This window comes from Nonomuraea sp. NPDC049421, from assembly GCF_040677005.1.
In the GTDB taxonomy this organism is placed as follows: Bacteria; Actinomycetota; Actinomycetes; order Streptosporangiales; family Streptosporangiaceae; genus Nonomuraea; species Nonomuraea salmonea.
Window position 1 is genome coordinate 140,825 of sequence record NZ_JBFAQA010000021.1, and the last position, 24,610, is coordinate 165,434.

Annotated in this window: 23 protein-coding genes; 14 read left to right on the plus strand and 9 right to left on the minus strand. The window is 71.6% G+C overall.

Annotated features, from left to right (window positions below):
• Nucleotides 1–39 precede the first annotated feature (39 nt).
• Nucleotides 40–690 carry a metal-dependent phosphohydrolase gene (locus AB0K18_RS31665; RefSeq protein ID WP_364921555.1) on the plus strand — a complete coding sequence of 217 codons (651 nt, stop codon included), beginning with the start codon at nucleotides 40–42 and terminating at the stop codon, nucleotides 688–690.
• Here the strand turns inward: AB0K18_RS31665 and AB0K18_RS31670 are convergent.
• Genes AB0K18_RS31670 through AB0K18_RS31680 form a run of 3 tightly spaced genes read right to left on the minus strand, consistent with a single transcriptional unit; the run spans nucleotide 643 to nucleotide 2,927 of the window.
• On the minus strand, nucleotides 643–906 hold the full coding sequence (locus AB0K18_RS31670) for a DUF4031 domain-containing protein (protein WP_364921557.1): 264 nt from the start codon (nucleotides 904–906) through the stop codon (nucleotides 643–645). The genes AB0K18_RS31665 and AB0K18_RS31670 overlap by 48 nt on opposite strands.
• Nucleotides 903–1,727, minus strand: coding sequence for an HAD family hydrolase (locus AB0K18_RS31675; RefSeq protein ID WP_364921560.1), 825 nt, complete (start codon nucleotides 1,725–1,727; stop codon nucleotides 903–905). Before AB0K18_RS31675 ends, AB0K18_RS31670 begins: the two co-directional genes overlap by 4 nt.
• Nucleotides 1,728–1,745: 18 nt before the next feature.
• Nucleotides 1,746–2,927 (minus strand): cytochrome P450, encoded by a 1,182-nt coding sequence (locus AB0K18_RS31680; protein ID WP_364921563.1) that lies wholly within the window; start codon nucleotides 2,925–2,927, stop codon nucleotides 1,746–1,748.
• A 372-nt stretch (nucleotides 2,928–3,299) separates the two neighbouring features.
• On the opposite strand from AB0K18_RS31680, the gene AB0K18_RS31685 reads away from it, so the two are divergent.
• The 4 genes from AB0K18_RS31685 (at nucleotide 3,300) to AB0K18_RS31700 (ending at nucleotide 6,264) form a co-directional block, all read left to right on the plus strand.
• The gene (locus tag AB0K18_RS31685; protein WP_364921565.1) at nucleotides 3,300–4,541 is read left to right on the plus strand and encodes a hypothetical protein; all 1,242 of its coding nucleotides are present in this window, start codon (nucleotides 3,300–3,302) and stop codon (nucleotides 4,539–4,541) included.
• Nucleotides 4,542–4,592: 51 nt separating this feature from the next.
• Complete coding sequence (locus tag AB0K18_RS31690) at nucleotides 4,593–5,279, plus strand: DUF2786 domain-containing protein (protein ID WP_364921568.1); 687 nt, start codon at nucleotides 4,593–4,595, stop codon at nucleotides 5,277–5,279.
• A gap of 89 nt (nucleotides 5,280–5,368) precedes the next feature.
• Nucleotides 5,369–5,494, plus strand: a complete 126-nt coding sequence (locus AB0K18_RS31695) for a hypothetical protein (protein ID WP_364921571.1) — start codon at nucleotides 5,369–5,371, stop codon at nucleotides 5,492–5,494.
• Nucleotides 5,495–5,499: 5 nt separating this feature from the next.
• Nucleotides 5,500–6,264: an SDR family oxidoreductase gene (locus AB0K18_RS31700; RefSeq protein ID WP_364921574.1), complete on the plus strand. Its 765-nt coding sequence runs from the start codon at nucleotides 5,500–5,502 to the stop codon at nucleotides 6,262–6,264.
• Between the two features lie 31 nt (nucleotides 6,265–6,295).
• On the opposite strand, the gene pgm is transcribed toward AB0K18_RS31700, so the two are convergent.
• Nucleotides 6,296–7,927, minus strand: a complete 1,632-nt coding sequence (pgm, locus tag AB0K18_RS31705; RefSeq protein WP_364921577.1) for a phosphoglucomutase (alpha-D-glucose-1,6-bisphosphate-dependent) — start codon at nucleotides 7,925–7,927, stop codon at nucleotides 6,296–6,298.
• Between the two features lie 97 nt (nucleotides 7,928–8,024).
• Between pgm and AB0K18_RS31710 the strand changes: the two genes are divergently transcribed.
• Genes AB0K18_RS31710 through thrS form a run of 3 tightly spaced genes read left to right on the plus strand, consistent with a single transcriptional unit; the run spans nucleotide 8,025 to nucleotide 11,596 of the window.
• Nucleotides 8,025–8,927 carry an LLM class F420-dependent oxidoreductase gene (locus AB0K18_RS31710; RefSeq protein ID WP_364921580.1) on the plus strand — a complete coding sequence of 301 codons (903 nt, stop codon included), beginning with the start codon at nucleotides 8,025–8,027 and terminating at the stop codon, nucleotides 8,925–8,927.
• A 39-nt stretch (nucleotides 8,928–8,966) separates the two neighbouring features.
• On the plus strand, nucleotides 8,967–9,563 hold the full coding sequence (locus tag AB0K18_RS31715; RefSeq protein ID WP_355414336.1) for a GH25 family lysozyme: 597 nt from the start codon (nucleotides 8,967–8,969) through the stop codon (nucleotides 9,561–9,563).
• 41 nt (nucleotides 9,564–9,604) lie between these two features.
• Nucleotides 9,605–11,596, plus strand: coding sequence for a threonine--tRNA ligase (thrS, locus tag AB0K18_RS31720; protein WP_364921676.1), 1,992 nt, complete (start codon nucleotides 9,605–9,607; stop codon nucleotides 11,594–11,596).
• A 168-nt stretch (nucleotides 11,597–11,764) separates the two neighbouring features.
• Here the strand turns inward: thrS and AB0K18_RS31725 are convergent, their stop codons facing one another.
• Together AB0K18_RS31725 and AB0K18_RS31730 are read right to left on the minus strand one after the other, a co-directional pair.
• On the minus strand, nucleotides 11,765–12,490 hold the full coding sequence (locus AB0K18_RS31725; protein WP_364921585.1) for a PIG-L deacetylase family protein: 726 nt from the start codon (nucleotides 12,488–12,490) through the stop codon (nucleotides 11,765–11,767).
• A 35-nt stretch (nucleotides 12,491–12,525) separates the two neighbouring features.
• Nucleotides 12,526–13,059, minus strand: coding sequence for an Asp23/Gls24 family envelope stress response protein (locus AB0K18_RS31730; protein WP_364921587.1), 534 nt, complete (start codon nucleotides 13,057–13,059; stop codon nucleotides 12,526–12,528).
• Between the two features lie 77 nt (nucleotides 13,060–13,136).
• On the opposite strand from AB0K18_RS31730, the gene AB0K18_RS31735 reads away from it, so the two are divergent.
• Nucleotides 13,137–13,667 carry an HIT domain-containing protein gene (locus AB0K18_RS31735; RefSeq protein WP_364373654.1) on the plus strand — a complete coding sequence of 177 codons (531 nt, stop codon included), beginning with the start codon at nucleotides 13,137–13,139 and terminating at the stop codon, nucleotides 13,665–13,667.
• Here the strand turns inward: AB0K18_RS31735 and AB0K18_RS31740 are convergent.
• The 3 genes from AB0K18_RS31740 to AB0K18_RS31750 form a co-directional block, all read right to left on the minus strand.
• Complete coding sequence (locus AB0K18_RS31740) at nucleotides 13,623–15,887, minus strand: hypothetical protein (protein WP_364921590.1); 2,265 nt, start codon at nucleotides 15,885–15,887, stop codon at nucleotides 13,623–13,625. The genes AB0K18_RS31735 and AB0K18_RS31740 overlap by 45 nt on opposite strands.
• A gap of 170 nt (nucleotides 15,888–16,057) precedes the next feature.
• Nucleotides 16,058–17,620: a family 10 glycosylhydrolase gene (locus AB0K18_RS31745; protein WP_364921592.1), complete on the minus strand. Its 1,563-nt coding sequence runs from the start codon at nucleotides 17,618–17,620 to the stop codon at nucleotides 16,058–16,060.
• A 130-nt stretch (nucleotides 17,621–17,750) separates the two neighbouring features.
• Nucleotides 17,751–19,889, minus strand: coding sequence for an elongation factor G-like protein EF-G2 (locus tag AB0K18_RS31750; RefSeq protein ID WP_364921595.1), 2,139 nt, complete (start codon nucleotides 19,887–19,889; stop codon nucleotides 17,751–17,753).
• A gap of 256 nt (nucleotides 19,890–20,145) precedes the next feature.
• On the opposite strand from AB0K18_RS31750, the gene pgsA reads away from it, so the two are divergent.
• From pgsA to AB0K18_RS31775, 5 genes are all read left to right on the plus strand, one after another.
• Nucleotides 20,146–20,829 carry a phosphatidylinositol phosphate synthase gene (pgsA, locus tag AB0K18_RS31755; RefSeq protein ID WP_364921598.1) on the plus strand — a complete coding sequence of 228 codons (684 nt, stop codon included), beginning with the start codon at nucleotides 20,146–20,148 and terminating at the stop codon, nucleotides 20,827–20,829.
• Complete coding sequence (locus tag AB0K18_RS31760) at nucleotides 20,826–21,737, plus strand: phosphatidylinositol mannoside acyltransferase (protein WP_364921602.1); 912 nt, start codon at nucleotides 20,826–20,828, stop codon at nucleotides 21,735–21,737. Before pgsA ends, AB0K18_RS31760 begins: the two co-directional genes overlap by 4 nt.
• Nucleotides 21,734–22,864, plus strand: a complete 1,131-nt coding sequence (locus AB0K18_RS31765; protein ID WP_355414354.1) for a glycosyltransferase family 4 protein — start codon at nucleotides 21,734–21,736, stop codon at nucleotides 22,862–22,864. The genes AB0K18_RS31760 and AB0K18_RS31765 overlap by 4 nt, the downstream gene beginning before the upstream one ends.
• A gap of 40 nt (nucleotides 22,865–22,904) precedes the next feature.
• Nucleotides 22,905–23,447, plus strand: coding sequence for a hypothetical protein (locus AB0K18_RS31770; protein WP_364921605.1), 543 nt, complete (start codon nucleotides 22,905–22,907; stop codon nucleotides 23,445–23,447).
• 62 nt (nucleotides 23,448–23,509) lie between these two features.
• Nucleotides 23,510–24,526: a DUF3048 domain-containing protein gene (locus AB0K18_RS31775; protein WP_364921607.1), complete on the plus strand. Its 1,017-nt coding sequence runs from the start codon at nucleotides 23,510–23,512 to the stop codon at nucleotides 24,524–24,526.
• Nucleotides 24,527–24,610: the final 84 nt, after the last annotated feature.

Genomic DNA, 24,610 nt, shown 5'->3' on the forward strand with positions numbered 1-24,610 from the left:
TCGTACCGATGCCAGGAACGCTACCACTACGGTGGAAACATGATCGAGGGTGCGACGTCCTTCCCGCGGTGGGCGGAGCAGGCGGGGGAGTCGCGCACCTCGCACGCCGTGCACGCCGAGCTGCTGGCCCGCTGGTCCGAGCCGCACCGCCGCTACCACACCCGCGACCACCTGGCCGCCGTGCTCGCCGCGATCGACCTGCTGCCCGGCGAGGCCGGCGACGAGGCCGCGGTACGCCTGGCCGCCTGGTTCCACGACGCCGTCTACGACGGCAGGCCGGGCTGGGACGAGGAGCGCAGCGCCCAGCTCGCCCAGTCGAGGCTCCCGCGCTGCGGCGTGCCCGCGCGCCGGGTGTCGGAGGTGGCCAGGCTGGTACGCCTCACGGCGGCCCACGACACGCTCGCCCCCGGCGACCGCCACGGCGCCGTGCTCTGCGACGCCGACCTCGCGGTGCTGGGCGGCCCCGGCTACGACGCCTACGCCCGCGCCGTCCGCCAGGAGTACGCCCACGTGCCCGACGACCTGTTCGCCGCCGGGCGGAGCGAGGTGCTGCGCCGGCTGCTCGCCACGCCCGTCCTGTTCCGCACGCCGCGCGCGCGGGAGTTGTGGGAGGAGCCCGCGCGGGCCAACATGACCGCCGAGCTAGCGGCGCTTGCGGCGGCGCAGACCGGCCGCGATCAGCCGCTGTAGCAGCTCGCGCGAGCTGACCGCCTCGGCGCCCAGCTCCACCGCCCGCGCGTGCACGGTCTCCGGCACGTCGTAGTGGTCACGGTCGAACGCCCGCGGCGGCACGCCCAGCCGCCCCGCGAAGTCGTGCAGCTCGTCCAGGGACTTGTCACTGACGAGGTGCGACCACATCAGGCCGCGCGGCCCCGGCCAGTCGGGCGGATCGATCAGTACGGTCACCCTCTCAAGGGTAGGACCCGCCCACGCACCCCCAGCTCACTCAGATCACCCACGACGACGAGCCCGCCCGCCGCGTCCCCCGCCGCGTCCCCCGCCGCGTCCCCCGCCGCGTCCCCCGCCGCGTCCCCCGCCGTGTCCGCTGCCGTGTCCCCTGCCGTGTCCCCCGCCTTCGCGCCGACCGCGACCACGGTGCCGAAGCCGCCCTTCCCGCCCGCCTCGACGGCCGGCAGCGCCGAGGCCACCACGGCGATCCCGGCGGCCGGCAGGTCGAGCCGGCGCGCGGCCTCCAGGAAGAGCGCCGGGTCGGGCGTGCCCGGCAGGTTCATCAGCGCGGCGTCGTTGCCGTCCACCATGAGGTCGAACAGGTGCATCACCCCCGCCGATGTGACCAGCCTGCGGCCGTGCAGGCTGGCGGAGACGGCCGCCGTACGGGCGCCGCGCCTGCGCAACTCGTGCAGCAGCGCCACCGTCGGCGGGAAGGCGGCCACGCCGTACTTGCCGACCTGCTCCAGGAAGGAGCGGTCCTTGGCCAGGCCCAGCCCGTGCACGGTGGGGGCGCCCGGCTCGTCGGCCGGCGAGCCCTCCGGCACGGTGATGCCGCGCGCGGCCAGGAAGGTGCGGATGCCGTCGAGCCGCGGCCGGCCGTCCACGTGCCGCAGATAGTCGTCGCGGACGTCGAACGGCTCCGAGCGGCCGCGCAGGAAGGCGTCGAAGACGTGTTTCCAGGCGGCCGCGTGTCCCCGAGCGGTGTCGGTGACCACGCCGTCGGTGTCGAAGACGACGGCGCTGATCACGGTCAGGTCGATGACGTGCTCGTCCACATGGCGAACGTAACCGCTTCACCAGGCGACGGGTAGCTCTTTGACGCCGTAGACGATGGCCAGTTCCCTGAACGGCACCTCGCCCGCCACCCGCAGGCCGGGGAAGCGGCGCAGCAGCGCCGGGAAGGCGATGCGCATCTCCATCTGGGCGAGCGGCGCGCCGACGCAGCGGTGGATGCCGTGGCCGAACGCCATGTGCGAGCCCGCGGTCTCGCGGCCGGGGCGCACCTCGTCCATGTCCTCGCCGAGCGCGGGGTCGCGGTTGGCGCCGGTGAGCGAGCACAGCACCATCTCGCCCTTCTTGATCGGCACCCCGTGCAGCTCCAGGTCGTCGCGGGCGAAGCGGGGGAAGGCGACCTGCACGACCGTCATGTAGCGCAGCAGTTCCTCGACCACGTCCACGATGTAGCCGTCGACCTCGCGCACCTTGGCCGCCTGCTCGGGGTTCTGGATCAGCCAGAGGGTGCCGAGCGCGAGCATGCTGGTGCTGGTGTCGTGGCCGCCGGTGAGCAGGCCGTCGGCCATGCTGGCCAGCGTGCGGTCGTCCAGCTCGTCGCCGTGCTCGCGCAGCAGCTGTCCGAGCAGGCCGTCGCCGGGGTTCTGCCGCTCGCGGGCGACCAGGTCCACGAGGTACGTCATCGCGTCGTTGATGGCCTGCAGCGACGCCTCGGGCCCGGCGGTGAAGTCGAACCGGTCCTTGCTGATCTTGACGAAGCCGGCCCGCTCCTCATAGGGGACGCCGAGCAGCTCGCACACCACCAGCGAGGGGATCGGCAGGCAGAACTCCTCCATGAGGTCCACCGGCATGCCCTCGGCGCCCTTGGCCTCGATGCGGTCGAGGTACTCCTCGACCATGGCCTCGATGCGCGGCTCCATGCGCCGCAGCCGCCGCATGGTGAACTCGGGTGTGAGGAACTTGCGCAGCCGCGTGTGCTCGGGCGGGTCGCGGAAGCCCAGGCCGCCCGGGTCCTCCTGGTTGGAGCCGAGCCCGATCACGCCGGCGAAGTCGTTGCTGAAGCGCTCGTGGTCGCCGAGCACCGCGCGGACGTCCTCCCAGCGGGTGACGAGGTAGACGGTCTGCCCTCCGGGGATCTCCATCGGGAAGACCGGGTGCTCGTTCCTGATGCGGCCGAGCTCGCCCACCGGGTCGAACCCCTCACGCATGAACTGGACGAGCGGGAACTCTTCTGTGTCTGACATCGATATCCGTCCTGCTGGGATGCATCACACCAAGTTGGGATAAATCCCTGCATCGATGGTCCCATCCGGATGGACGGGTGTTGCCCTCCGAAAGGAGGAATTTACCCCTCCGACTGGCCGGCGACGGCGGCAGGGTCACCGGCTGAGCTGCCTCTTCCCTGTCTCATTGTGCGCGGGTCGCGCGAGCCGGTGCCACCCCTCGGGCGCGCGGGATGGCGCGTTCCAGGCGGGTACGTTGCGTCAAGGTCACAGAACTGCCGTGAAACCAGGGCAAACTGGGGCAGCAGACGGCGTTTGGCGTACAAGATGGCGACATTCTGCGATGATCTCGTCGCATAGAGCCGGAGTTTGAGCCCTCACGGATAGTGACAGATGCCGACATTTGAGGAAATAACAGCCTTCATCACCGAGAAGCCGCTCGCCACCGCCGTCATCGCGCTGCTGAGCCTGGCCGGGCTGGTCCTGGCCTTCCTGGTGCTCAGGGTCGTCTGGCGCGTCGTCGCCTGGTTGTGGTCCAGGTACGTCGCCCCGCGCCCCATCGAGGACGTGCTGACCATCGTGGCCGCGTCCATCGCCACCGGCGTGTCCGCGCAGGGCATGTGGCGCTTCTCCGGCGACGTGCTGGGGCTCGACGGCCCGCTGCGGTTACTGCTGTTCGCGTTCATCGAGGTCGCGATCATCACCAGCGCCGTACGCGCCCGCCGCAACATGCGCGAGAACTTCTCCGCCGGCATCGACGGCATCGCCGTGTGGGCTCTGACCTGTCTGACCGCCGTGCTGTCCAGCATGGACGCGCGCAGCCTGCCCGAGGCCGTCTTCCGCCTCGCCGCCCCGCTCGTGGCCGCCTGGCTGTGGGAGCGCGGCATGGCCATCGAGCGCCACCGCATCCGCGGCACCGGCCGCATCAACTGGCGGCTCACCCCCGAGCGGCTGATGGTCAGGATGGGCCTGGCCGAGGTCAGCGACCGCACCGCCAGCGAGGTCGACGCCCACCGCCGCCTGACCAGGGTCGCGCTGGCCGCCAAGAAGGCCAAGGCGCTGCGCGAGGGCGGCGCGTCCGAGCGCAAGATGCGCGTCGCGCTCGCCAAGCTCGACAAGGCGATGGACCAGGCCGTCGAGCACACCGGGCTGGCCGTGGACCCCCAGCGCCAGGAGGCCCTGCTGGCGCAGATCGCCGCGCTCTACAACACCTCCGCGCTCATCGACGCCGACCCCCGCGTGCCCTGGGAGCAGGACGCCGAGCAGCACCCCGTGCCCGCCCGACCCGCGCTGTCACCGGCCCTGGTCGAGCTGGTCCGCGAGGAGGACGAGGACGTCACCGTGCTCGACGCCACCCCGCAGGTGGTCAGCACCGCCGAGCGCGCCGCCCTCATGCGGGCCGCCCGCGAGTTCTGGGACCGGCAGATCGCCAAGGGCATCGTCCCGCGCACGGTGGACATCGCCCAGGAGATCGGCATCTCGCTGGCCGCCGCGCGCGAGTACCGCGCCCTGTGGAAGCTGGAGCCCCGCGCGCACGCCCTCATCGAGGCGCTCTACCAGCAGCACGGCATCGTGGACACCGGCGCCTTCCCCGCCATCGCCGACGACGGGCGGGTCCTGACGAGCAAGTCCTAGCCCCGGCTAGCATCGTTCCCGCAGACAGGCGGGCACGGGAGGGGGCCTCGGTTGCGGGAGCGCACGCTCGACCGCGTCAGGAAGCTGCTGGCCAAGGCCGAGCGCACCGACAACGAGCACGAGCGGGCCACGTTCATGGCCGCCGCGTCGGCGCTGATGGCCAAGCACGGCATCGACTCGCTGCCGCCCGCCGGCACCCGCCAGACGCCCGCCGACCGCATCGTCACCCTGCCGCCCCCGTGGGCCAGGGAGAAGGCCAGGCTGGTGAGCCTGGTGGCGCAGGCCGTACGCTGCCGGCCGCTGCTCATCGGGCGCGGCGACGGCGGGCAGCGGGTGCACGTGTTCGGCTTCGCCGCCGACCTGGAGCGGGCCGACGTGCTCGCCACCTCGCTGCTGCTGCAGATGGCCTCCGGCCTGGCCAGGACCGAGCCGCCGGCCGGCGCCGTCCGCGCCTACCGGCGATCCTGGCTGCTCGGCTTCACCGACGAGGTCTACCGGCTGCTGTGCGCGGCCGAGAAGCAGGCGGCGGCCGAGGCGGCTCCCACCGGTACCGCGATCGTCCTGGCCGACCGCAGGGCGGAGGTCGATCGGGTGGTCGCCGGGCACTATCCGCACGTCCGGATGAGCGTCCCGCGGACCAGCGGCACCGGCTACCGCGCGGGCGTCGCCGCGGGCCGCAGGGCCGACCTCGGACGTACGGGCATGAGCACCGCCACGGCCCCCGAACTCGGGCGGTAAGCCCTTTCCGGACGGCCGTTTGACCCCCTGGCGATTCGGGCATAAGCGCGCACACGGAACGCAGTCCTGCCGAAGCGAGACCGGTCACCGTGAACGCATCCGTACGTGTCCTCGCCGCCGACCACCTCCGCACCCTCGCCCGCGACCTCCTGACCGCCGCCTCGCACGAATCCAAGGACATCGACATCGCGGCCTTCGACCCACTCAAGGAGTGACCGGCATGGACATCAACGGCAGCGTCGCCGTGATCACCGGCGGCGGCACCGGCATCGGCGCGGCGGTGGCGGAGCGGCTGGCCGCCAAGGGCGCGGCGGCGGTGGTCGTCAACTACTCCCGCTCGGCCGACGAGGCCCGCGCCACCGTCTCGCGGCTGGAGAGCATGGGCTGCAAGGCGTCGGCGGTGGCGGCCGACGTGTCCGACGACGCCGCCGTACGCCGGATGGCCGAGCGCGTGCTCGCCGACCACGGGCGGGTGGACGCACTGGTGTGCAACGCGGGCACCACCACCTGGGTGCCGTTCCCCGACCTGGAGGGGCTGACCGACGAAGTGTGGCGGCGGCTGCTCGGCGTCAACCTCATGGGGCCGTTCTACTGCGCCCGCGCCTTCGCCCCCGCCCTGCGCGCGTCGCGGGGCGCCGTCGTCAACGTCGCCTCCATCGCGGGGCTGCAGGCCACGGGCTCGTCCATCGCGTACGGGGTGAGCAAGGCGGCGCTCATCCACCTCACCCGCGACCTGGCGGTGGCGCTCGGGCCCGAGGTCAGGGTGAACGCCGTCGCGCCCGGCCTCGTGGCCACCCGCTGGCACATCGACCGGGTGGGGGAGCAGGTGTTCTCGGAGATGGCGGCCAAGGAGGAGCTGAAGGCCCCGCTCCGCCGCACCGCCCAGCCCGACCACATCGCCCAGATGGTCACGTCCCTGCTGGAAGCGGACCTGGTGACGGGCGAGGTGTTGGTCGGCGACGGCGGCCGCCACCTCGGCTACTGACCGCCCGGCGGGCATTCGGGCGGCGGGCCGCTCAGGCGAGGGCGGCGGAGACCAGGGAGCGGGCCTCCTCCTGGACCTTGGCGAGGTGGTCGGGGCCCTTGAAGGACTCGGCGTAGATCTTGTAGACGTCCTCGGTGCCCGACGGCCGGGCCGCGAACCAGGCGTTCTCCGTCGAGACCTTCACGCCGCCGAGCGCGGCGTCGTTGCCGGGCGCCGACGTCCGCACCGCCGTGATCGGCTCGCCGGCCAGCGACGTGGCCGTCACCTGCGCGGCCGACAGCTTGCCGAGCACGGCCTTCTCCTCGCGGGTGGCGGGCGCGTCGACACGTGCGTACGCGGGCTCGCCGAACCGCTCGGTCAGCTTCCGGTAGTGGGCGCTCGGCGACTCGCCGGTGACGGCGAGGATCTCGGAGGCCAGCAGGGCGAGGATGATGCCGTCCTTGTCGGTCGTCCACACGGAGCCGTCGCGCCGCAGGAACGACGCACCCGCGCTCTCCTCGCCGCCGAACCCGAGCGACCCGTCGAGCAGTCCGGGCACGAACCACTTGAAGCCGACCGGCACCTCGTACAGCCGCCGCCCCAGCGACTGCGCCACGCGGTCGATGATGCCGCTGCTCACCATCGTCTTGCCCACGCCGGCGTCGGCGGGCCAGCCGTCGCGGTGGGCGTAGAGGTAGGAGATGGCGACGGCGAGGTAGTGGTTGGGGTTCATCAGGCCGCCGTCGGGGGTGACGATGCCGTGCCGGTCGGCGTCGGCGTCGTTGCCGGTGGCGACGTCGTAGGTGTCGCGCGCGGAGATGAGGGAGGCCATCGCGTACGGCGACGAGCAGTCCATGCGGATCTTGCCGTCCCAGTCGAGCGTCATGAACCGCCACGTCGGATCGACCAGCGGATTGACCACGGTCAGCGACAGCCCGTGCCGCTCGGCGATCTCCCCCCAGTAGGCGACGCTCGCCCCGCCCAGCGGGTCGGCCCCGATGCGCACTCCGGCCGACCTGATCGCGTCGAGGTCGACGACGCTCGGCAGGTCGTCGGCGTACGTGCCGAGGAAGTCGTAGCGGCCCGCCCGCTGCAGCGCCGTGGCGTAGGGGACCCGGCGCACGCCCTTGAGACCGTCCTGCAGCAGCTGGTTGGCGCGGTCCTGGATCCAGGAGGTGGCCTCGGTGCCGGCCGGGCCGCCGTGCGGCGGGTTGTACTTGAACCCGCCGTCGCCCGGCGGGTTGTGCGACGGCGTCACCACCACGCCGTCGGCCAGGCCGCTCGTGCGGCCCTGGTTGTGGCGAAGGATGGCGTGGGAGACGGCGGGCGTCGGCGTGTAGCCGTCGCGCGAGTCGATCAGCACGTCGACGCCGTTGGCCGCGAACACCTCAAGGGCCGACACCCGCGCCGGCTCCGAGAGCGCGTGGGTGTCGATGCCCAGGAACAAGGGGCCGTCGGTGCCCTGGTCGCGCCGGTATTCGCAGATCGCCTGGCTGGTGGCCAGGATGTGGTCCTCGTTGAAGGCCGTCCTCAGCGACGAGCCCCGGTGCCCCGAGGTGCCGAACGCGACCCGCTGCCCCACCTCGCCGGCGTCGGGATGCAGCGCGTAATAGGACGTCACCAGCCTGGCGACGTCGACCAGATCGGAGGGCCGGGCGGGCTGTCCTGCGCGTTCGTGGGTCATGTAGGTCACTTTACAAACGGGGAGCGGCCCGGCGGGTGACCGCGTGGCGGCGTGGGGAGATACATTCGCCTCAGCCACTAGAACGGAGTTCTGTTCCATGCGATACGGCATCCTGCTCCCGGAGTCCGCCAAAGACGGTGACCCCATCACCGGCCTGCGCGACCAGATCGCCGGCGCCGCCGAGCGCGGCTTCACCTCGGCCTGGCTGTCCAACATCTTCGGCCTCGACGCCATCACCGCCCTGACCGCGGCCGGCGTGCAGGCCCCGCCTCTGGAGCTCGGCACCGCGGTCGTGCCCACGTACCCGCGCCACCCGGCCGTGCTCGCCCAGCAGGCCATGACCGCCAACGCCGCGCTCGGCGGCCGGTTCACGCTCGGCATCGGCCTGTCGCACCAGGTCGTCATCGAGGGCGTCTACGGCTACAGCTTCGAGCGGCCCGGCAGGCACATGAAGGAGTACTTGGACATCCTGCTGCCGCTCTCGCGCGGCGAGAAGGTGTCGTACCAGGGCGAGACGCTCAAGGCCGAGCTGAAGCTCGGCACGCCGGGCGCGGGCCTGCCCGTGCTCGTGGCCGCGCTGGGCCCCCGCATGCTGAAGCTCGCCGGCACCGTCGCCGACGGCACCGTGCTCTGGATGACGGGGCCGAAGACGATCGCCGAGCACATCGCGCCGACCATCAGGGCCGCCGCGGCCGAGGCCGGCCGTCCCGAGCCGCGCATCGTCTGCTCGCTGCCCATCAGCGTCACCGACGACCCCGAGGGCGCCGTCGCCCGCGCCAACGAGATCTTCTCGGTGTACGGGACGCTGCCCAGCTACCGTGCCATGCTCGACAGGGAGGGCGCGGCGACTCCCGGCGACGTCGCCGTCGTCGGCGACGAGGACACCGTGCTCGCCAGGCTCGACCAGCTCAGGCAGGCCGGGGTGACCGACTTCGTGGCCTCGCCGTTCGCCGGCCGGCAGCGCACACTCGACCTGCTGACCGGCGCGGCGAAGGGCTGAGCGCCCGGCGTCCCCATAAGATCCGACAAGGTGAAGAGCGTGCTACATGGCATTGATGTGTCCAACTGGCAGGGCACCGTCGACTGGGCAGGTCATGCCGAGGCCGGGGTCGCCTTCGCCTTCGCCAAGGCGAGCGAGGGCGGCGACTTCACCGACAAGTGGTTCGCCCGCAACTGGAACGGCATGCGGGAGAGCTGGATCGTCTGCGGCGCGTACCACTTCGCCAGGCCCAAGGGCGACCCCATCGAGCAGGCCCGCCACTTCCTGCGGGTGATCCAGTCGGCCGGCGGGTTCCGCCGCGGCGACCTGGTCGCGCTCGACCTGGAGACCAACGACGGCGCGCGGCCCGAGCGGGTGGCCCGCTTCGCGCGCCGCTGGTGCCACTACGTCGAACGGCACGGCGGAGTGCGGCCGTTCATCTACACCTTCAACGCGTTCGCGCGCGGCGGACACTGCGCCGGGCTGGCCGAATACCCCCTGTGGATCGCCAGCCCGCACAGCCCCCGCGGCCGTCCGTCGGTGCCCAGGCCCTGGCGCGACTGGACCATTCACCAGTACGCCAGCAGCCCCGTCGACCGCAACGTCTTCCACGGATCACGGCAGGAGCTGACAAAGCTGGGGTTTCACCCGCGATAGCATCGGTGTTCTCATCACCGAACCCTGCCTCGGTGCCGGGCATCGAGCGCGATCCACGAGGAGTCACCGTGTCAGCCGAGCTACGCATCACCCTCGCCGGAGCCGAGCGTGTGGTCGCGGCCGGCACGACGGCCGGTGAGGCGCTCGAGGCCGACGGCCGCACCGTCATCGCCGCCCTGGTCAACGGCGAGCCCCGCGACCTCGCCCATCCGCTGTCCGACGGCGACGCGGTCGAGCCCGTCGAGGTCTCCAGCGAGATCGGCCGGTCCATCGTCCGCCACTCCACCGCCCACGTCATGGCGCAGGCGGTGCAGGAGCTGTTCCCCGAGGCCAAGCTGGGCATCGGGCCGCCCGTCGACAACGGCTTCTACTACGACTTCGACGTCGCCCAGGCGTTCAACCCCGACGACCTCAAGCGCATCGAGAAGCGCATGCGCGAGATCGTCAAGCAGGGGCAACTGTTCTCCCGCCGGCCCGTCTCCGACGACGAGGCGCGGGCCGAGCTGGCGGCCGAGCCCTACAAGCTGGAGCTGATCGGGCTCAAGGGCGGCGCCGACCAGGAGGAGTCGGTCGAGGTGGGGGCAGGTCAGCTCACCATCTACGACAACCTCGACCCCAAGAGCGGCGACCTGCGCTGGAAGGACCTGTGCCGCGGGCCCCACGTGCCCTCCACCCGGTCCATCCCGGCGTTCAAGCTCATGCGCTCCGGCGGCGCCTACTGGCGGGGCAGCGAGAAGAACCCGCAGCTGCAGCGCATCTACGGCACCGCGTGGGAGTCCCGCGACAAGCAGGACGAATACCTCAAGCTGCTCGAAGAGGCCGAAAAGCGCGACCACCGCAAGCTGGGCGCCGAGCTCGACCTGTTCAGCTTCCCACCCGAGCTGGGCAGCGGCCTGCCGATCTTCCATCCCAAGGGCGGGATCATCCGCAAGGAGATGGAAGACTACATGCGCAGGCGGCAGGCCGAGGCGGGCTACGAGTTCGTCAACACGCCCCACATCACCAAGTCGTCGCTGTTCGAGACCTCCGGCCACCTGCCGTGGTACGCCGACGACATGTTCCCCGCCTTCGAGCTCGAGGGCACCGAATACCGCGTCAAGCCGATGAACTGCCCGATGCACAACCTGATCTTCAGGGCGCGCGGGCGCTCCTACCGCGAGCTGCCGCTGCGGCTGTGCGAGTTCGGCTCGGTCTACCGCTACGAGAAGTCCGGCGTCGTCCACGGCCTCACCCGCGTGCGCGGCATGACGCAGGACGACGCCCACATCTACACCACCCGCGAGCAGATGGCCGACGAGATCAAGTCGCTGCTGCGGTTCGTGCTGAGCGTGCTGCGTGACTTCGGGCTCAACGACTTCTACCTCGAGCTGTCCACCCGCGACGACTCCGAGAAGTTCATCGGCGACCCGGCCGAGTGGCAGGAGGCCACCGACGCGCTGCGCCAGGTGGCCACCGAGTCCGGCCTCGAGCTCGTCGACGACCCGGGCGGCGCGGCCTTCTACGGCCCCAAGATCTCCGTCCAGGCCAAGGACGCCATCGGCCGCACCTGGCAGCTGTCCACCATCCAGCTCGACCTCAACCAGCCCAAGCGCTTCGGCCTCGAATACCAGGCCGCCGACGGCTCCCGGCAGACCCCGGTGATGATCCACCGGGCGCTGTTCGGCTCCGTCGAGCGCTTCCTGGGCGTGCTCACCGAGCACTACGCCGGCGCCTTCCCGCCCTGGCTCGCCCCGGTCCAGGTGGTCGGCATCCCGATCGCCGAGGCCCACGTCCCCTACCTGCACGACGTCGCCAAGCGGCTGCGCGCCGGCGGCGTCCGGGTCGAGGTCGACGCGGCCGACGACCGCATGCAGAAGAAGATCCGTAACGCGCAGAAGGCCAAGGTGCCGTTCATGCTCCTGGCCGGCGACGACGACATCGCCAACGGCGCCGTCTCGTTCCGCTACCGCAGCGGCGAGCAGAAGAACGGCGTCCCGATCGAAGACGCCATCGCCGAGATCGTCAGCGCCGTGGAGCGCCGCATCCAGGTCTGACCCCGCCGAGGCCTCAGCCTCCCTCCCAGAGGGAGGCTGAGGTGCGCCGCATCCAGGCCTGACCCCGCCGAAGCCTCAGCCTCCCTCCCAGAGAGGGACTGAGGCTTTTCAAGGGAGGACAGGGTGCCCGGCGGGTGCTCTCTGGGCATGCCCCCTTTGCCGGGAGCCTCAGCGGGGGTAGAGGCGGAAAGTGACGGCGGGCCTTCCGCCGAAGCGGGCGGCCTCGTCGTGCGCCGAGCCTTCGAGGAAGTCGCGGGCGTATTTCTCCGGGTCGGTGCCGGGCTGGAGGGCTTCGATGTAGGTGCGGTGTTCGGTGAGGGAGTGGACGCCGCGCTCCAGGCCCTGGGTGACGTCCACGGCGTGGGTGGGGGTGTCGGAGCCTGCCACGGCGATCCAGCGGACGCCGTTCCAGGGCTCGGGGCCCGCGTCGGGGAAGATCCAGCGGTTGCCGGCGTCGCCGACGGCGTCCATCGTGGCGCGGCCGACGGCGCGGTGGTCGGGGGTGTTCCAGATCGTGCCGCCCCAGGTGTCGTCGAAGTTCAGCGTGATGACGAGTTCGGGACGGTGCCGGCGGATGGCGGCGGCGAGGTCGCGCCGGAGCCGGGTGCCGTACTCGATCACCCCGTCGGCGTGGTCGAGGAACTCCACGCTGCTGACGCCGACGACCGCCGCGCTCGCCCGCTCCTCGCGCTCCCGCAGCGGCCCCGCCTCGGCGGGGGCGAGCGTGTCGATGCCCGCCTCGCCCCTGGTCACCATCACGTACGCGACCTCCCGCCCCGCGTCGGTCCAGGTCGCCACCGCCGCCGCGCAGCCGTATTCGAGGTCGTCGGGGTGCGCCACGATGGCCAGGGCGCGCTGCCAGTCCTCGGGCATGGGTTCAAGCTGATCGGTCATACCCGCCATCCTGGCAGCCGCCCGCCGGGAGGGCGTCAGGACTCCGAGGAGGCGTCGTCCTCGGGGGCCTCGCGGGGAGCGGGGCGGCCCTCGCCGGGGAGGCGGACGTCGTCCACCGTGACGTTGACCTCGGTCACGCGCATGCCGAGCATCCGGCTGACGGTCCGCGCCACGTTCGTCTTGACCTCGGAGGCGACGTCCATGACCACGTGACCGTACTCGACCACGATCGTCAGGCTGACCGCCACCTGTCGGTCCTGGATCTGCGCGCTGACGCCCTGGTTGCTGCGGCGGGAGCCGATGCCGATGCGGTCGCGTACGGACTCGAAGGCCCGGACCAGATCCCCGCCCAGGTCGGCGACGCCCGGCACCTCCAGGGCGGCCAGCGCGGCGACCTTCTCCACGACCTCGTCTGCCACCTTGATGCGCCCCTTGACGGCGGCATCGGCGGTCGGCGCCTCGATGTACGACGGCTCGCCGCCTCGGGAGCCTTCGGAGGGTGGGTCGGCGGGCGGGGCGGTCTGCTCGGCCGCCTGATCGGCCGCCTGTTCGGCCAGGGCTTCACTCATCGCGTCCTCCTGTTAGGGGGTGCACAGGATTGTGCCGGAAGAAGACCCGGTTTGTCCGGGGTCCTATGCTGCTAGATATGCACGATCAGGCAGGGGCAGGGTCCCCCGACAACTTCGAACGGCTGTGGACCCCGCATCGGATGGCCTACATCAAGGGCGAGAACAAACCGACCGGCACCGGGCCCGGCGACGGGTGCCCGTTCGACGCCATCCCGAAGATGACCGACGAGGAGGGCCTGATCGTCAAGCGCGGGCAGGTGGTGTACGCCGTGCTCAACCTCTACCCGTACAACTCGGGCCATCTGATGGTGGTGCCCTACCGTCACGTGTCCGACTACGACGAGCTGGACGCGGCGGAGGTGGCGGAACTGGGCGACTTCACGCAGCGCTCGCTGCGGGCGCTGCGCAAGGCGAGCGGCGCGCAGGGCTTCAACGTCGGCATGAACCTCGGCCACGTCGCGGGCGCCGGCATCGCGGCGCACCTGCACCAGCACGTCGTGCCCCGCTGGGGCGGCGACACCAACTTCATGCCGGTCGTCGCGCAGACGAAGGTGCTGCCGCAGCTACTTCGCGACACCCGCCAGCTGCTCGCCGACGCCTGGGACTGACGGGCGCGACCGCCCGGCCGCGGGCAGGGCGCCGATGCCGGTGGCCAGCAGCAGCGGTACGGCCAGCGCGAGCGCCATCGACAGCACCGCCGCGCCGGAGTCGTTGACCAGCATGCCGACGACGCCGCTGACGAGCGTGCCGATGAGGCCGGCGCGCAACGCGGGGGAGTGCTCGAACGCGGCCGGCACCACACCCGCCGACGCCTGCCCGGGCCGCAGGATCGCGTAGACGAGGAACGCCGCGGCGGCGATCACGGTCGGCATCAGGTTCGGGCTGAGCAGGGTGGCCAGCATGGCGTGCAGCTTGCGCCAGATGACGTCGACCGCCTCCCCGGTCAGCACCTGCCCCACGAACCTGCCGAGGTGCGACTGCTCGCCCGGCGGCCGCAGGTGGTTGAGCCAGGCGAAGCCCATCACGATCACGCCGCCGGCCGCGCAGAAGGCGCCCAGCTTCACCAGGGAGACCCGGCGGCCGGACAGGATGAGCGCGGTCACCGCGATGCCGGGCACGAACGCGATCACGCCGCCGAAGTCGCTGCCCAGCCCCGAGCCGCCCAGCACCATCGCGAACGCGCCCAGCGCGACGATCGCGCCGACGCCCGCCCGGCCCGGCCAGCGGTGCGCGACGACGGTGCCGGCCAGCAGCGTGCCGGTCGCCAGCAGCGCGAACGGGATGTTGCCCAGCCCGTAGTAGCGGGCTCCGACGTCGGCGCCGTACCCCATGACGCTGTTGAGCTGCAGGGTGGTGCCGGTCAGCAGGTCGCCGGCGAGCGTCAGCGCGGTCACCCCCGCCACCACGGCCGGCGGGCCGAGCGGCCTGCGCCGCCACGGGCCGGCGAACGCCACCGCCGTCACCGCCGCCGCCCACGCCAGCACGCCACCGACGAGCTGCGGCAGGCCCGTCCACGGCAGCAGGTTGACCAGGTAGCTGGAGACGGGCAGGGCGGCCAGCACGACGGCGGCCACGCGTACCGGCGACAGGCCCCTGTTGCGGCGCAGCAGCAGGAACGCCGCCAGGTAGAACGTCACCTGCAGCACGGCCACCACGGTGAAGTAGACGCCCTTGACGGACCTGACGGACTGGGCGGTGGCGTCGTCCCTGCGCAGGTCCGCGATCGTGGCGCCGGCGGGGCCGACGCGCAGCGGCGTGCCCACGACCGTGGCGGGCACCGGCACGCCCAGCTCGCTCAGCACGGTGGCGGTCAGGTCGGTGAGGATCGAGATGTCCTCGCGGTGGGTGGAGGCCGCACCCAGCAGGTGCCCCTCCGCGCCCGGCGCGCGCATCGCGGCCACCCGCAGGTGCGGCACGGACCCGTGGTCGGACAGCCCGGCCAGCAGCACCGTCGTGCCGGCCGGCAGCACCGACAGCAGGGCGCCCGCCTTGGCATCGGCGAGCTGCAGCGCGTCCCGCCGCTCGGCGGCGGACAGCTTGTCCGGCACCCGGGGCAGCCGGCCCTCCTCACCGCCCGCACCGCCGCCCCCTGCGCCGCCCCCTGCGCCGCCCCCTGCGCCGCCCCCTGCGCCGGCCCCTGCGCCGGCCCCTGTGCCGCCTCCTGCGCTGGTCTCTGCCCCCGCCCCTGCGCCGCGTCCTGCGCCGGTCCCCGCCACCGCCTCCGCCGCTGAGCCCGCTCCAGCGCCCTCGCCGGTCAGGTAGGGGCGGATGAGGTCGTCGACGTCCATCGCGACCAGGGGGCAGCGTGCCAGGTCCGCGGTGCCGACGCGGAGCGGGGAGTCGTGGTAACGGGCCACCGTGCCGTGCCGGTCGGCCAGGGCCAGCGCGGCGCCCGGCCCGATCGCGATCGAGCACCGACCGGCCGTCCTGAGCGTCTCGCCGAGCGTGCCGGCGGCCCGCTGGCCCGCCACGTCGATGAGGTAGCGGTAGCCGGGGATGACGGCGCCCTCACCGGCGGCCTGCGGGAGCGGGGGCGGGGGCGCGCCGCACGCGTAGCCGCTGGCGGACCTGGTGCCCGCCGAGACCGTCAGCCAGCCGTCGTAGGGGCAGGTGACGCTGCCGACCGTACGGACCGACAGCGAGCCGATGGCGCTCGTCCTGGCCAGCTCCCACAGGTTGGGCGTGTCGTCCGGGGTGAGGTCGTTCCAGTGCAGCCCCGGCACCCCGATGAGCGCCACCCGCCCGGCAGGCGGCCCGGTGGCGGACGCCGCCTGGGCGGCCAGCACCTGACCGGCCAGAACGGCCAGTACGACCAAAGCCCGCCGCACGCCGATGACCTCCCGCGCTCGTCTGCTGAGGCACTGTGGCACGGCTACGGTCCCGGCCGCGTCACAGGACGTGACCACCCTCTCACGCGCCACTCCCGTACGCGGGGGAACAGCGAAAGGGCCGGTCCCCGTCACGGGGACCGGCCCTCAACGGCTCGGCAGGCGAAGCCTCAGGTCGCGTCCACCTTCACCTTGACCGCCTTGCTCTCGTTGTGCAGCCGGTCGAGCGCGGTCACCAGGTAGGTGCCGGCCGACTTGGCCGCGTAGGAGGGGTCGCTCACCACGGCCACCAGGTTGCGCGCGTCGGTGGTGCGGCAGTCCTTGCCGGACTTCGGCACCTGGTAGACGGCGTAGGCGCGGGCGCCGTCGGACGGCTTCCACGACAGCTGCGCGCCGGACGCCTTGACGCCCGCGGGCGCGGCGGGAGCCTGACCGCCGCGCTCCTTCATCAGCGGCTGCAGCGCCGGACGGCTGTAGTGGGTCTTGGCGACCCGGTCCATCGCGCCGAGCGGGTTGGTCAGCAGCTGCTTGGCGCTGAAGTAGACGGCGCCGCTGACCTGCTTGCTGTCGCGGTTGAGGCCGATCTGGGCGGGCAGCTCGCCGGCCTTGGTCCAGGCCCTGTCGTCCTTGGTGCCGACGCGGTAGAGGCCCTGACCGATCCAGAGCTGAACGTCGCTGCCCTTGACCGCGTCGGACCACCAGCGCACCAGCGTGCGGTAGTCGGCCGCCTTGTGCCCGCGCGGCCAGTAGAGCTGCGGCAGGACGTAGTCGACGGTGCCGGACTTGATCCAGGAGCGGGCGTCGGCGTAGATCGCGTCGTAGGCCGACATGCCGGACGTCTTGGACCCGCTGGGGTCGTTGGAGGTGTTACGCCAGATGCCGAACGGGCTGATGCCGAACTTGATGTGGCTCTTCGCCTTGTGCACGGCCGAGTCGACCTGCTCGACGAGCTTGTCGACGTTGCCCCGCCGCCAGTCGGCGAGCTTCTGGCCCTTGCCGTACTTCTTGAACGCGGCGGCGTCGTCGAACGTCGCGCCCGCCACCGGGTAGGGGTAGAAGTAGTCGTCGAAGTGCACGCCGTCGATGTCGTAGCGGCCGACCACGTCGGTGATGACCTTGGTCACGTGGTCGCGCACGGCGGGCAGGCCCGGGTTGTAGTAGAGGCGGCCGCCGTATTTGACCGTCCAGGCGGGGTGCTTCTTCGCCGGGTGCCCGGCGGGCAGCTTGGCGATGCTGTCGTCGTAGGAGGCGCGGTAGGGGTTGAACCAGGCGTGGAACTCCATGCCGCGCTTGTGCGCCTCGTCGATGAGGAACGGCAGCGGGTCCCAGCCGGGGTCCTTGCCCGCGGTGCCGGTCAGGTATTGCGACCAGGGCTCAAGCGAGGACTTGTAGAGCGCGTCGGAGGCGGGCCGCACCTGCACGAAGACCGCGTTGAAGTTGCGCTCGGCGGCGCTGTCGAGGATCTTCACGTATTCGGCCTGCTGCCTGGCCTTGCTCAGCCCGGTCTTCGACGGCCAGTCGATGTTGGTCGTCGTGGCGATCCACACCCCGCGCAGCTCGCGCTTGGGATAGCGGGCGTCGGGCTTGCAGGCGGCCGCGGGCGCGGCGGCGGTGGCCGTCTTCTTCGAGCTCGCCGCGTTGCCCGGCTTGGCGTCGGGGCCGAAGGCGTAGGCGGCGCCGGTGGTGGCGATCGCGAGGGCGGCGGCGGCTAGGAGTGGGCGTCCAGTTCGCATAGTGCCACCCAGTGTGACAGCTTCGGGGGCATGCTCGGGACGGAAACCGCAATCAAAGCGTGATACGTTCGTGACAAAAGTAAAAAGCTGTGCCGGGAGGGACGAACGCCCTCCCGGCCCAGATAACGGCTCAATCCGCGGCGGCCACCTTGCTCGCGAGGTTCGGCGGCAGCGGTTCGTAGCGCAGGAACGTCCTCGTGAACGTGCCCGTGCCGTGTGACATGGATCGCAGGTCGATGGCGTACCGCGTGATCTCCAGCTCGGGCACCTCGGCCTTGACGAGCGTACGTCCGGCGCCCACCGGCTCGGTGCCGAGCACGCGCCCGCGCCGTGACGACAGGTCCGACATCACCGAGCCCACGTAGTCGTCGGCCACCAGCACCGAGATCTCGTCCACCGGCTCCAGCAGCAGCGTGGGCACCTTGGACGCGGCCTCCTTCAGCGCGAGCTGGCCCGCGATCTGGAAGGCCATGTCGGAGGAGTCGACCGAGTGGGCCTTGCCGTCGTACAGGGTGACGCGCACGTCCACCATCGGATAGCCGGCGACGACGCCGCGCTCCATCTGCGCCCGCACGCCCTTCTCCACCGACGGGATGAACTGCCGCGGCACCACGCCGCCCACGATCTTGTCGACGAACTCGAAGCCCCCGCCCGACGGCAGCGGCTCCACCTCCAGGTGGCAGATGGCGTACTGGCCGTGGCCGCCGGTCTGCTTGACGTTGCGGCCCATCGCCTGGCACCTGCCGCCGAACGTCTCGCGCAACGGCACCCGCAGCTCGATGCGCTCGACCTCGACGCCGTGCCGCTTGGCCAGCCGGTCGAGCAGCACGTCGGTGTGGGCCTCGCCCATGCACCACAGGACGAGCTGGCGGGTCTCCGCGTTGTTCTCCAGGCGCAGCGTCGGGTCCTCGGCCACCAGCCTGCCGAGGGCCTGCGACAGCTTGTCCTCGTCGGCCTTCGACTTGGCCCTGATCGCCACCGGCAGCAGCGGCTCCGGCATGCTCCACGACGTCATCAGCAGCGGGTTGTCGACCTCGGACAGCGTGTCGCCGGTCTCGGCGCGCGACAGCTTCGCCACGGCCACGATGTCGCCCGCCATCGCCTTGGCGGCACCGCGCTGGTGCTTGCCCAGCGGGCAGGTCAGGGTGCCGATGCGCTCGTCCACGTCGTGGTCCTCGTGCCCGCGGTCGGCCAGGCCGTGGCCGGAGACGTGCACGGTCATGTCGGGGCGCAGCGTGCCGGAGAAGACGCGGACGAGGCTGATGCGGCCCACGTACGGGTCGCTGGTGGTCTTGACGACCTCCGCCACGAGCGGCCCGTCGGGGTCGCACGTGATGCCCTTGACCGGCTTGCCCGACAGGTCGGTGATCTCCGGCATCGGGTGTTCGAGCGGCGAGGGGAAGCCCTGCGTCATCAGCTCCAGGATCTCCTGGGCGCCCACGCCGAGCCCGCTGCACAGCACCGGGTAGAAGCTGCCGCGCGCGACGGCCTTCTCCAGGTCCTCGATGAGCACCTTGGTGTCGATGGGTTCACCCTCGAGGTAGCGCTCCATGAGCGACTCGTCCTCGCTCTCCTGGATGATGCCCTCGATCAGGGTGCCGCGGTACTCCTCGATCTGCGTCTCGTACTCGGCGCCCGGGTCCTTCTCCGCGCGGGTGCCGGTGGCGTAGTTGTAGTACTTCTGGGTGAGCAGCCCGATGAGTCCGTTGACGTGGCCGTTGGTGATGACCGGGAGGTAGAGCGGTGCCACGCCGTCACCGAAGACGTCCTGGCAGGTGGTCAGCACCTCGTCGAAGTCCGCGCGCTGGTGGTCGATCTTGGTGATGACGACCGCCCGCGGCATGCCCACCTGCGAGCACTCCTCCCAGAGCATCTGGGTGAGCCCGTCCACGCCTTCGGACGCCGAGACCACGAAGAGCGCCGCGTCGGCCGCGCGCAGCCCGGCGCGCAGGTCGCCCACGAAGTCGGCGTATCCAGGGGTGTCCAGAAGGTTGATCTTGATGCCGTTGTGCACCAGCGGCGCCACGGCGAGGTTGACGGACCGCTGCTGCCGGACCTCGACCTCGTCGAAGTCGCTGACCGTGTTGCCGTCCTCGACCCGTCCAGGGCGCTGGATGGTGCCAGTCGCGGCCAGCAGCTGTTCGACGAGGGTCGTCTTACCCGCTCCTGAGTGGCCGACCAGCACGACATTGCGTATCGCGTCGCACCTGTCGGCCGCGGGTGCCCTGCCCGCGGCTCCTACGGCGCCGCCAGAGTTCCTTTCCGCCACATCGCCTCCCGCTACGCTTCCCGTCTCATCGCGTGAGACGGCTCGGTCGATGGGGGGACGCCGTCCAGCCGCGTCCGGCAGCTCGCTCCCGTCGCTCCTCGGCCCAGGCGGCGTCGCTCCCTTCGCGTTGGTCCGTCTGCCAACGCCGCGCCCGCGCGGAGGGTGTCGGAAACCGCATGGACGCGGTGTGTTCACCAAATACCCCTGTGGCGGATATCACAAGGGGTCCGGGGCAAAGAAAGTTGTCAGGCCCTTCATGGCCTACGATCGGACCGCGATGCTCAAACTCCTGCGCCCGGCCATGACCCGGATACTCACCCCGCTGGGCAGGGCACTCGCCGGCCGCGGGATAGGCCCGAACGCCGTCACGGCGGTCGGCACCCTCGGCACGGTCGTGTCGGCCCTGCTCTTCTTCCCCCTGGGCCAACTCGCCTGGGGGGCACTCGTGATCACCGTCTTCGTGCTGTTCGACCTGCTCGACGGCGTGGTCGCCCGGCTCGGCGGAAAGGGGGGCAGCACCTGGGGGGCCTTCCTCGACTCCACCTTCGACCGGGTCGCCGACGCCGCCATCTTCGCCGGCCTGATCCTCTACTTCGTCGGCCGCGACGACGTCGTGTCGGCCTCCGTGACGCTCGCCTGCCTGATCCTCGGCACCCTGGTGTCCTACGCCAAGGCCAGGGCCGAGGGGCTCGGGCTGACGGCCGACGTCGGGCTCGCCGAGCGGCCGGAGCGGCTGGTGGTGGCGCTGGTCGCGGCCTTCCTCGCCGGGCTCGGCGTCCCCTACGTCCTGCCGGCCGGCATGTGGCTGCTCGCCCTGGCCAGCCTGATCACGGTGGGCCAGCGCGTGATGATCGTGCACCGGCAGACGAGACAGCAGACCGCCCATCAGACAGGCCATCAGACAGGCCATCAGACGGGTCATCAGACTGGGGAGAGATGAGCGACAAGGCATCGTTCGCCGACCGGGTCGTGGCCGCCGGGTTCGCGGCCGGGTGGAAGCTCGTGCCGCTGCTGCCCGAGCGCCCGACGGCCGCGGTCTTCCGGTTCCTCGCCGACCGGGTCCACGCCAGGGGCGGCAAGTCCGTACGCCGGCTGGAGTCCAACCTGGCCAGGGTGACCGGCCTCGACCCCGGCGGCCGCGAGCTGCGCGAGCTGACCAGGGCCGGCATGCGCTCCTACTTCCGCTACTTCCACGAGATCTTCCGCCTGCCCAAGATGGACCGCGCCGAGGTGGTGCGGCGCACCCACGTCATCGGCGCCGAGCACATCCACGGCAACGTGGCGGCCGGGCGCGGCGTCGTGCTGGCGCTGCCGCACATGGGCAACTGGGACCAGGCGGGCGCCTGGCTGGTCGGCGTCGGCCACCCGTTCACCACCGTCGCGGAAAGGCTGCGTCCCGAGTCGCTGTTCCGCCGCTACGTCGCCTTCCGCGAGGGCCTCGGCATGGAGGTGCTGCCGCTGACCGGCGGCGACGGCCACAACTTCGGCACCCTCGCCATGCGCGTGCGCAAGGGCGGCGTGGTCTGCCTGCCCGCCGAGCGCGACCTCACCAAGAGCGGTGTCGAGGTGCGCTTCTTCGGCGCCGCCACCAAGATGCCCGCGGGGCCGCCGCTGCTGGCCGTGCAGACGGGGGCGGCGCTGCTGCCCGCCACCGTCTACTTCGTGGGCGACGACTGGGGCATCCACATCCACGAGGAGCTGCCCGTGCCCGCCGAGGGCACCCGGCAGGAGAAGGTCGCGGCGCTGGCCCAGGGCCTGGCCGACGTGTTCGAGAAGGGCATCTCCGAGCATCCCGAGGACTGGCACATGATGCAGCGGCTCTGGCTGGACGACCTGGACCCCCGATGAGGGTCGGCATCGTCTGCCCCTACTCCTGGGACATGCCGGGCGGGGTCAAACAGCACATCGACGACCTGGCCCAGGCGCTCATGGCGCAGGGCCACGACGTCTCCGTGATCGCGCCGGCGGCCGACGACGACGAGCTGCCCCCCTACGTGACGGGCGCGGGCCGGGCCGTCCCCGTGCCGTACAACGGGTCGGTGGCCAGGATGTCGTTCGGGTTCCTGTCGGCCGCGCGGGTGCGGCGCTGGGTGCGTACGGGCGGCTTCGACGTGCTGCACATCCACGAGCCGCTGATCCCGAGCCTCGGCGTGCTGGCCTGCTGGGCGGCCAAGGGGCCGATCGTGGCCACCTTCCACGCCTCCTTCACCCGCTCGCGGGCGATCGCGGTGGCCGAGCCGCTGCTGCGCAGCGCGCTGGAGAAGCTGAGCGGCCGCATCGCGGTCTCCGACGCGGCCCGCAAGAGCCTGGTCGAGCAGTTCGGCGGCGACACCGTGCTCATCCCCAACGGCGTCACCGTCGCCCGCTACACCGAGGCCGAGCCGCTCGACGGCTGGGGCCCCGACGGCGCCACGATCGGCTTCCTCGGCCGCATGGACGAAGAGCGCAAAGGCCTGCCGATCCTGCTCGACGCGTTCGCCGTGCTGGCGGCGCAGCGGCCCGACGTGAAGCTGCTGATCGCCGGTCCAGGCGACGAGAAGGACGTCTACGAGCGGGTGCCGAAGCAGTTCAGGGACCGCGTGACGGTGCTCGGCATGGTGAGCGAGGCCGACAAGATCCGCGCGTACCACTCGGTCGACGTGTTCTGCGCGCCCAACACCCGCGGCGAGAGCTTCGGCATCGTGCTGGCCGAGGCCATGGCGTCGGGGGCGACGGTGCTGGCCAGCGACATCCCGGCCTTCCGCAGGGTGCTGGGCGACGGGCAGGCGGGGGCGCTGTTCGCCAACGGCGACCCGGCCTCGCTCGCGCGTGAGGCCGCCGCGCTGCTCGACGCGCCGGAGCGGCGGGCCAAGCTGGCGGCCGAGGCGCTGGTGGCGGTCAGGAAGTACGACTGGTCGACGGTGGCGCGCGACGTCGTACGCGTCTACGAGACCGTCACCACGAGCGGCGCGGGCCGCGTGGAGGAGGACCTGTGACGCGCATCGCGGGTGATGCGGCGCGGGTGGAGGAGGGCCTGTGACGTCCACCATGATCGTGCTGATCGTGGGCATCGTGGTGGTGCTCACGGCCGTCTACATCTCCTGGCGGGCCGGCCGCCTCGACCGGCTGCACATCCGCCTGGAGCTGGCTCAGGAGTCGCTGGACGCCGCGCTCATGCGGCGCCGCGCGGTGGTGCTGGAGCTGGCGGGCTCCCGCCTGCTCGATCCGGCGACGTCGCTGGTGCTGGCCGCGGCGGCGCACGAGGCCCGCTCGGCGGGCCCCGACGAGCGCGAGCACGCCGAGAGCGACCTGTCGCGCACGCTGCGCGCGGTGGTGGACCAGGAGCGCTTCAGGGAGAAGCTGGCGGAGTCGCCCGGCGGCCGCGAGCTGCTGGAGGAGCTCGACGCGGCGGTGGCGAAGGTCGTCTACTCGCGCCGGTTCTACAACAACGCGGTCGGGGTCACGCGTACGGCGCAGCGCCGCTGGCTGGCCAGGACCCTGCGGCTGGCCGGGCACACCGAGTACCCCCGATTCTTCGAGATTGATGACAATCCGCCCGCAGCGATGGCAACTGAATGACCTGATTTGGGGAAGCCAGTAAGCTTCATCCCGTTTTCGGGCTGAAGCGAGGAGAAGTGCACGTGCGGCTACCCCGGTTGATCACCCTCTGGCTGGCGGGAGCGGCCGTCCTGCTGCCCGTAGCGGCCTGTTCGTCCGACGAGCCCGCGGCCGGTTCCGCGCCGCAGGCCACGACGGAGGCTCCGGCCGAGGCGCCGCAGGAGGAGGAGGTCAACGCCCACCCCTTCACCGGCAAGCCGTACGAGAAGCTCAGGCCGGTGCTCGCGGTGAAGATCGAGAACACCGCGGCGGGCAAGCCGCAGCTCGGGCTCAAGAGCGCCGACATCGTCTACGTCGAGCAGGTCGAGGCCGGGCTGACCCGCCTCATGGCGATCTTCTCCTCGAAGCTGCCGGCCAAGGTCGGCCCGGTGCGCAGCGCGCGCATCTCCGACCTGCACATCGCCCCGCAGTTCGGCAAGCCGGCCTTCTCCTACTCGGGCGCGCAGACCAAGATGCTGCCGCTCATCGCCGAGGCGTCGCTGTTCGACGTGGGCGACTCGCACAACCCCGGCGCGTACTTCCGCCAGCCGGGCCGCTTCGCCCCCTACAACCTGTTCGCCAACACCAAGCAGCTGCTGGCCAAGGCGCCCAAGGCGAGCAAGGCCAAGGACATCGGCTTCACCTTCGGCGACGCCCCCGAGGGCGGGACGCCGCGCAAGTCGTACACGGTCAAGTGGCCCGCCGCGCGCTTCACCTTCGCCTGGTCGGAGGCCAAGCAGCAGTGGCTGATCTGGCAGGACGGCAAGAAGGACATGGCGGCCGAGGGCGGCCAGCTGAGCGCGCCCACGATCGTCGTGCAGTACACCAAGACCGAGCGCTCGCAGTTCCACGACAAGAACCAGAGCTACACGCCGCTCGTGCACACCACGGGCAAGGGCTCGGCGATCGTGCTGCGGGACGGCAAGGCGTTCAAGGCGAAGTGGGAGCGGGAATCAGAGGACGGCGGCACGACGTTCACCACTGAGAGCGGCGAGCCGATGAACTTCGCCCCCGGCCAGGTCTGGGTGGCCCTCGCCAGCCGCAAGCCCGTCATTCCGTAGCCGCCGTACCTTGACAAACCTGTATAGGTACGGCGCTAAATCCTGACATCTTGGCATGTCGGGGGAGGGGTCGTTCAGGACCTA